Here is a 6,359-nt window from a genome sequence, read left to right on the forward strand (position 1 = left end):
GACCGCGCAGAGGGAATCCGCGGGCAGGGCTCTCGCGGGACTTCCGTTTCGTAGACCACGACGAATGGATGTCGCACACCACGCGGCGGGCATTCGGGCTCATTCGTTCTCGATGATTCGGGAACGAACCTACCGTTGCGGGTCAGCGCCGGATTTGGACCGGCTTCCCCCACACGCATGGCTTGCAAGTGCTTCCAGCAGTATGCATGACACATCCGAACCGAGTTGCAACGGCCTCGCCACGTACATTCCGGACCCGCTCCTGAGCACGGTATTCCGCCGCGCACCTCGAAAAAGGATTAGCATGCGGTACCACCGAAATTCGGAAACTCTGGACAGATCGGAATAGACGTGAAAAAGATACTGAATTCCCTTTCCGAGGACGAATACGTGTTGATCCTCGAGACCAAAAAGGATCAGATTGCCGAACTCGACGAAGACGAACTGATCGCCCTGCACACGCGCATTCGTCGGGCCCGCAACAAGTACACGAAGTTGTACCGACGTGAGGGTTCGGCAAAAGTGGCCGAGAAGAAGGGCCGCGGATCCGGTAAGTCGGCAAATGCGCGCAACGCCGGTAAAGCAGAAGTTTTCGAAGACGCGCTCAGCAGAGTGAGCCGCCGTTTGGCAGCGGTCTCGCGTCAAAGCGCCCGCGAACTCAAGGACGAACGGCTGGGCCGAGCTCGCAAGGACGCTCCATCCTTCAGCGACATCGACACGAGTAACGGAAAGGTCGCGTCCGCGGGAAAGGCCCGCGTCGACGAAACTCGTAGTTCGCCGGGCAAGAAGAAGTTCGAAGCGTCCAGTATCGCCGCCGGTGCACGGCGCCAGGCCAAGAAGGACAATCGCTGACTCCACGCACCAGGTTTTAGCCGATGTTGCCGCTGAGCGTGACTTACGTTCAGCGGCAACGGCGTGTCATGCCCAGGAATCCCTCCCCCGGATACAGTCGGTACGGCCATGTCCGAAAATTTCACCGGAGTTGATCAATGACACGCTGGGCCCAAACCGTCGTTTCCCGAAAATGGTGGGTGCTCTCGCTCGCGGTTCTCATCGTGCTTATCAGTGGCGTGTGGGGTCTCGGAGTATTCGGAAAGCTCAGCCAAGGCGGGTTTGTCGACCCGGGAAGCGACTCCGCGAAGGTCGCAGCAATCGTCGAGGAAAACCTCGGACCGCAAACCGCGGACATCATTGCGATCTACACACCGACCGACGGCCGAAGTCTCGAGGACATCGGCCCGGCCGTGACAGCCACAGTCGACGAGTTCACGGCCAACGTGCCGACGGCCTCGGTGAAGTCGTATTGGACCGCCGATGCCGCGACCAAGGCAAATCTGGTCTCCAACGACGGAACGATGGGCGCGGTTGCCATCACCTTGGCACCGGACTCCGGAGTCACCTCCGCCACATTCTCCGATCTGCTCCCCACGCTCGAAGTGGAAGGCGCGCAAACACAATTCGCCGGAAACACGGTGGTGGGTGTCGCCTTCAACACCACGCTGGAGAAGGATCTTGTTATCGCGGAGGCTATAGCCATCCCGATCACCCTCGTGTTGTTGGTCTTCATCTTCGGCGGCCTTGTCGCCGCAGCCGTACCGGTTTTTGTCGGAGTCCTGAGCGTGCTGAGCGCCTTGGCCGTCCTGCGAGTTCTGACGTCGGTCACCGAGGTCAGTTCGTTCTCGATCAACGTGGCCTCATTGCTGGGGCTCGGCCTTGCCATCGACTACGGATTGTTTGTCGTCGGTCGGTACCGCGAGGAACTGAACTCCGGTTCCGAACCGGGCGCCGCAGCCACCCGCACCGTTCTGACGGCTGGTCGTACGGTGATGTTCTCGGGTCTGCTGCTGATCTGCGCGTTCAGCGGCATGCTCGTGTTCCCACAAGCTGTGATTCGTTCACTGGGGTTCGGCGCCATCGCCGCCGTGCTGAGCGCGGCCGTACTGTCGCTGACCGCGGTACCCGCCTTGCTTGCCATTCTGGGCCATCGCATCAACTCGTTGACATGGCGCAAGGGCGCAGCCCAACGCGGAGAAGAACGCTCACGCAGGTTCTGGGGTCGCGTCGTCACGTGGGTGATGAAACGACCTGTTGCCGTATCGATCACGATTGTCACCCTGCTTCTCGTCCTGGCGTCGCCGCTGCTTGGCGCACGACTTGGCGAACTCTCGTACACCGCGTTGCCCGCCGACGACCCCGCTCGCACGGCCATGGACACGCTGGTCAACGAATTTCCCCAGACCGGCAACGGCGCGACACTGATCCTGCAGGCGGAGGGCGATACCGCACTCAACCCGGCCGAAGGCACGGCAGTAGCCGAAGCCGCAAGCCAAGTAGAGGGCATCGCACAGGCTACCGTCGTCGCGAGCACCAATTCGCTGATCGCAATCCAAGCGTTCTACAGCGAAGGCTCCACGCCGCAGTCCCAAAGTGACGCTGTCACCGACCTACGCGAGATACCTGCGCCCGACGGTGCCGAATTGTTGGTCGGCGGCGGGCAAGCCACCGTCGACGACGGCAATAACGCTGTCCTGCACTGGCTGCCGGTCATGATTCTGATCATGGTCGGTTCAACCCTGATTCTGCTGTTCCTCGCCTTCGGATCAATTGTGTTGCCCATCAAGGCTGTGCTGATGGCGGCCTTGAGTTTGGCCACCACCTTCGGCGTCCTCACCTTCGTCTTCCAGGAAGGCCATGGCGTCGAACTTCTCGGTGTCAGCCAGACGCCCCTCGAAGCAACATTTGTCGTCCTGATCCTGGCCGTTGTCTTCGGACTGTCCACCGACTACGAGGTATTCCTCATGTCGCGCATGGTCGAAGCGAAGAACGACGGCGCGACAACGGAAGAAGCCGTCAAGTTCGGCACCGAGCGAACGGGCCGCATCGTGACGGCAGCAGCACTGCTCCTCATTGTCGTAACGGGTGCTTTTGCCATGTCAGGTCTTGGAGTGATGAAGTTCCTCGGAGTTGGCATGATCGTGGCACTGATCGTCGACGCAACCATCATCCGCATGCTCCTCGTTCCATCCCTGGTGAAACTCATGGGCGAAGCAAACTGGTGGGCGCCGGGGTGGATGAAGAAAATCCACGCGAAGGTCGGCATCGGGCACTGACCCGCTCCCGGTTTTCCCTGATCGGGTAGTCATCCTCGAGGATGACTACCCGATTGCGTATATGGACCTCTGAGGCCAGGGTCGTCAGAGTTGAACTGATGCACGACGGCTAATTCAGAATCAGGCCTGAACCCAGTTCGCGAACGGACGTGGCAACAACGGGCCGAACAGGTTTGGGATCCGCCCCACAGCTCGGTGGACGTGGAGCCAACTCCGACGTCTGCGTTTCCACTTCCCAGCTCCGACCGTCGACGTGCTCGACAATGCACAGCTGACCGCCCAGATCGTCCACACTCAGGTCGTCGATGCCGCAGGGAATGTACTGCCGAACAGCAATTTCCGCGACTTGGCCCACCGAGTTCCACGGACTCCGGCCCCGCAGCCCAGGAAGATGCACCTCACCGCTGACCGCTGACTTCACCGCCGCAAGGCTTTCCGCACCGGACAGTCGGCCGTAGGTATAGCCGCTGGGCAACAAGATCATCGACGGCGCAAACCGATGACCGCCCGTATGCGAGCATTCCCACACGTTCTCGCCGAACGCCGGAACCAACTCCGCTGCAATCGGCCTGCCCAGAACTGCGCAACACTGATCACGTTTTCCGTGCGCGCACACCAGCACCACCGGTTCATCGACCCGGACGCCCAGTCCTGGGGCCGGCCCACTGAGCAGAGCGAAGTCGATGTCGAGAAGATCGAACGGCGAATCGATCTGCATGCGCTCGCACCACGAATCGTCAGGATCGGAGCGAGCAAGAAGCACCGTGTGACCGGCAGAGGCTATTTCGTGTCGACCCGGATGCCTGATGAACATCACGCGCACGTCCGCAGCGTCCGCGCGACGACTCAGTTCGGTGGCAAGCTCCTCCCCGAGAGCCGTGCCATCGAGAACATCCCGACCCCAGGCACCGACAAACTCGAGGCACACCCAACCACGCACAACGGCCGCCGTGCCTTCCAACGGTTCGTCGACGGCAGACAACGCTGAGCAAGTCTTGGCTTCGGTCACGAATGCTTCGGTCACGAATGCCATTGTGTCAGCCCTCGTCAGTGAAACTTCTTACCCTCCTCGAGTTGGCTGATGAACTTCTGTATCCGGCGGGTCCTGATCTCCGGGCGCTTCGCTTCCAGCAGGCGATAGAAGATCGCGAACCGATTAGTCGAATTCAACGTTTCGTAGAAGGCCTGCGCCTGGGGATTCAAGGCCAATGCGTCGAGAAAATCCTGCGGCACCTCGGCTTTCGCGGAACCTTCGTACGCACGCTCCCACCTACCGTCGGCTTTGGCTTTCTCGATCGCAGCAATGCCCGCGGGCTCGAGCAATCCTTCGCTCTCGAGCCTCGCAACAATCTCGACGTTGCGTTTCGACCACGGGCTACGCGCCGTGCGCGGTGAGAACTTCCGCAAGAAAAAGTTGTCGTCGACCTTCCTCGGCAGGCTGTCGATCCACCCGAAACACAGGGCGACATCGAGCGCCTGGTCGTAGTCGATCGACGAATGGGCTGACGACTTCTTGGCCATCTTCAGCCACACCCCGGGGCTCACCTCGTAGTTCTCGGATAACCACCGACGGAATTCCTCACCGTCCGCAAAGTATTCGATATCCAGTTCCGGCGCCATCACTACTCCTCTGAAGTCGAGTTACCCATACTCTGACAAATCCCTGCGACAGATATCCAAGAGTTCCCAGTGCAAGCACCCATTTGCTGATGCTCACCGCGGTAGTGAACCGCACCGTCCTGTCGGTGATGCTGTCACGATGGTCGAGCAGATACAGCCCGGTGATGTTCTCGACATAGTCACCGGCAGCGGACAGTACCGGCGCCGCGGCAAGCGCCTTGCGAACCGTCGGCGAGAGCGGGGTGCGCTCCCCCAACCGTCGGCCGGCGGCGCGCAATGCAATCGCGTAGATCGCCGGATGGACGAAGTCCGGGTAGTAGTGACTGCGGAAACGCGCCGTTTCCGCGCTGTCCATTTTCGCCAGAACCTCGTGGTACCGACGTGCGGAGAATGCCGTCTGCACTTCGAGGACCCGCGGGCCTACCGGCCCCAGAAGTCTGATGATATTCGCCTGGGAGAGAACAAATACCGCGGACCACACAGCCATGGATCGCTGATTCGAAGTTCTGAACATGCCAGCAATCTTGCCAGTTGTGTGCGGCTCCGACGTCGGTTGCGGCGTCCGGGTGAATGACTTGGACAAAAATGGGCATCCCCTGACGATCAGAACTGATCGATCACAGGAGTCCTCATGCCCCCTGCCGCCAAACCGACGGTACTTTTCATCCACGGATTGTGGATGCATCCCAGCGCGTGGGAGCCCTGGACCCTGGCCTTCGCCGAACGCGGGTACGGCACCATGGCACCCGGTTGGCCTGGCGACGGCGCCACAGTCGGAGAATCCCGAGAACACCCCGAAAACATTGCGGGACACGGAATCGACGAGATCACCGACCACTACGCCAAGGTGATCGCCGATTTGGATACTCCACCGATCGTGGTCGGCCATTCCTTCGGCGGGCTTATCGCACAGAAGCTTCTGGGTCAGAAATTAGCTTCCGCTGCAATAGCAATCGACCCCGCACAACCAAAAGGCGTCCTGAAACTTCCCCTCGTGCAACTCCGCAGCGTTCTCCCGGTCTTGTCCAATCCGACAAACTATCGGAAGGCTTACTCGCACACCAGAGATTCCTTTCACAAGTCCTTTGCCAGTGCGATCACCAAGAGTGAATCCGACGCACTCTACGAGCGATACGTAATTCCGGCACCCGGGCAACCACTCTTCGAGGCTGCCCTCGCGAACTTCAGCCCCCACAGCCCCGCACACGTCAACTTCAACGCCGAACGCGGCCCGCTGCTGATGATCGGCGGCGGAAGAGATCGAACTGTCCCGAAAACCAGCACCGACAGTTCCTTCAAGATGTATCACAAAGCGCCAACGGTCAACGAGTACAAGGTGTTCGACGACCGTGGTCATTCGCTCACCATCGATCACGGTTGGCGTGAAATTGCGGACTACAGCTTGGCATGGTTGAGCCGCAACACAGCTAGCACTCAGAACGGTGGCGGGTCGTCGCCGTAGTCGATGTGTGCGCGGGGTAGGGGTAGCCGGAGGGTTTTCCGGCGTTTCCGTTCGGTGTTCTGTGCCGCCCGGTGCTGAATCTTGACGTGGCGGTGTTTGCGTTCACTTCGGATGCGGGCAGCTTTGTTCTCCAGTCGAGTCCGCCGCGGTTTGCCTCCTTCCGGTAG

General features: G+C 60.3%; 6 protein-coding genes, 1 pseudogene and 1 riboswitch. Of the genes and pseudogenes, 3 read left to right on the top strand and 4 right to left on the bottom strand.

Annotated elements, in window-relative coordinates; all coding sequences use genetic code 11:
- Nucleotides 1–67 precede the first annotated feature (67 nt).
- Nucleotides 68–211, bottom strand: a riboswitch (cobalamin riboswitch).
- A gap of 140 nt (nucleotides 212–351) precedes the next feature.
- A complete protein-coding gene (locus tag V2B23_RS20125) occupies nucleotides 352–852 on the top strand; it encodes a hypothetical protein (protein WP_430951939.1) in 501 nt (166 codons plus the stop codon).
- Nucleotides 853–989: 137 nt separating this feature from the next.
- Complete coding sequence (locus V2B23_RS20130) at nucleotides 990–3,110, top strand: MMPL family transporter (protein ID WP_430951940.1); 2,121 nt, start codon at nucleotides 990–992, stop codon at nucleotides 3,108–3,110.
- A 109-nt stretch (nucleotides 3,111–3,219) separates the two neighbouring features.
- Here V2B23_RS20130 and V2B23_RS20135 read toward each other — a convergent pair whose 3' ends face one another.
- Genes V2B23_RS20135 through V2B23_RS20145 form a run of 3 tightly spaced genes read right to left on the bottom strand, consistent with a single transcriptional unit; the run spans nucleotide 3,220 to nucleotide 5,244 of the window.
- Nucleotides 3,220–4,134: a sucrase ferredoxin gene (locus tag V2B23_RS20135; protein WP_430951941.1), complete on the bottom strand. Its 915-nt coding sequence runs from the start codon at nucleotides 4,132–4,134 to the stop codon at nucleotides 3,220–3,222.
- Nucleotides 4,135–4,157: 23 nt separating this feature from the next.
- Complete coding sequence (locus V2B23_RS20140) at nucleotides 4,158–4,730, bottom strand: YdeI/OmpD-associated family protein (RefSeq protein WP_430951942.1); 573 nt, start codon at nucleotides 4,728–4,730, stop codon at nucleotides 4,158–4,160.
- Nucleotides 4,690–5,244 (bottom strand): hypothetical protein, encoded by a 555-nt coding sequence (locus V2B23_RS20145; protein WP_430951943.1) that lies wholly within the window; start codon nucleotides 5,242–5,244, stop codon nucleotides 4,690–4,692. The genes V2B23_RS20140 and V2B23_RS20145 overlap by 41 nt, the downstream gene beginning before the upstream one ends.
- Nucleotides 5,245–5,361: 117 nt before the next feature.
- Between V2B23_RS20145 and V2B23_RS20150 the strand changes: the two genes are divergently transcribed.
- Nucleotides 5,362–6,192, top strand: a complete 831-nt coding sequence (locus tag V2B23_RS20150; protein ID WP_430951944.1) for an alpha/beta hydrolase — start codon at nucleotides 5,362–5,364, stop codon at nucleotides 6,190–6,192.
- On the opposite strand, the pseudogene V2B23_RS20155 reads toward V2B23_RS20150, so the two are convergent.
- Nucleotides 6,165–6,359 (bottom strand): annotated as a pseudogene (locus tag V2B23_RS20155) (HNH endonuclease); the annotation flags it as partial. The gene V2B23_RS20150 and the pseudogene V2B23_RS20155 overlap by 28 nt on opposite strands.

The organism is Rhodococcus sp. 24CO (genome assembly GCF_050586165.1).
GTDB lineage: Bacteria > Actinomycetota > Actinomycetes > Mycobacteriales > Mycobacteriaceae > Rhodococcus_F.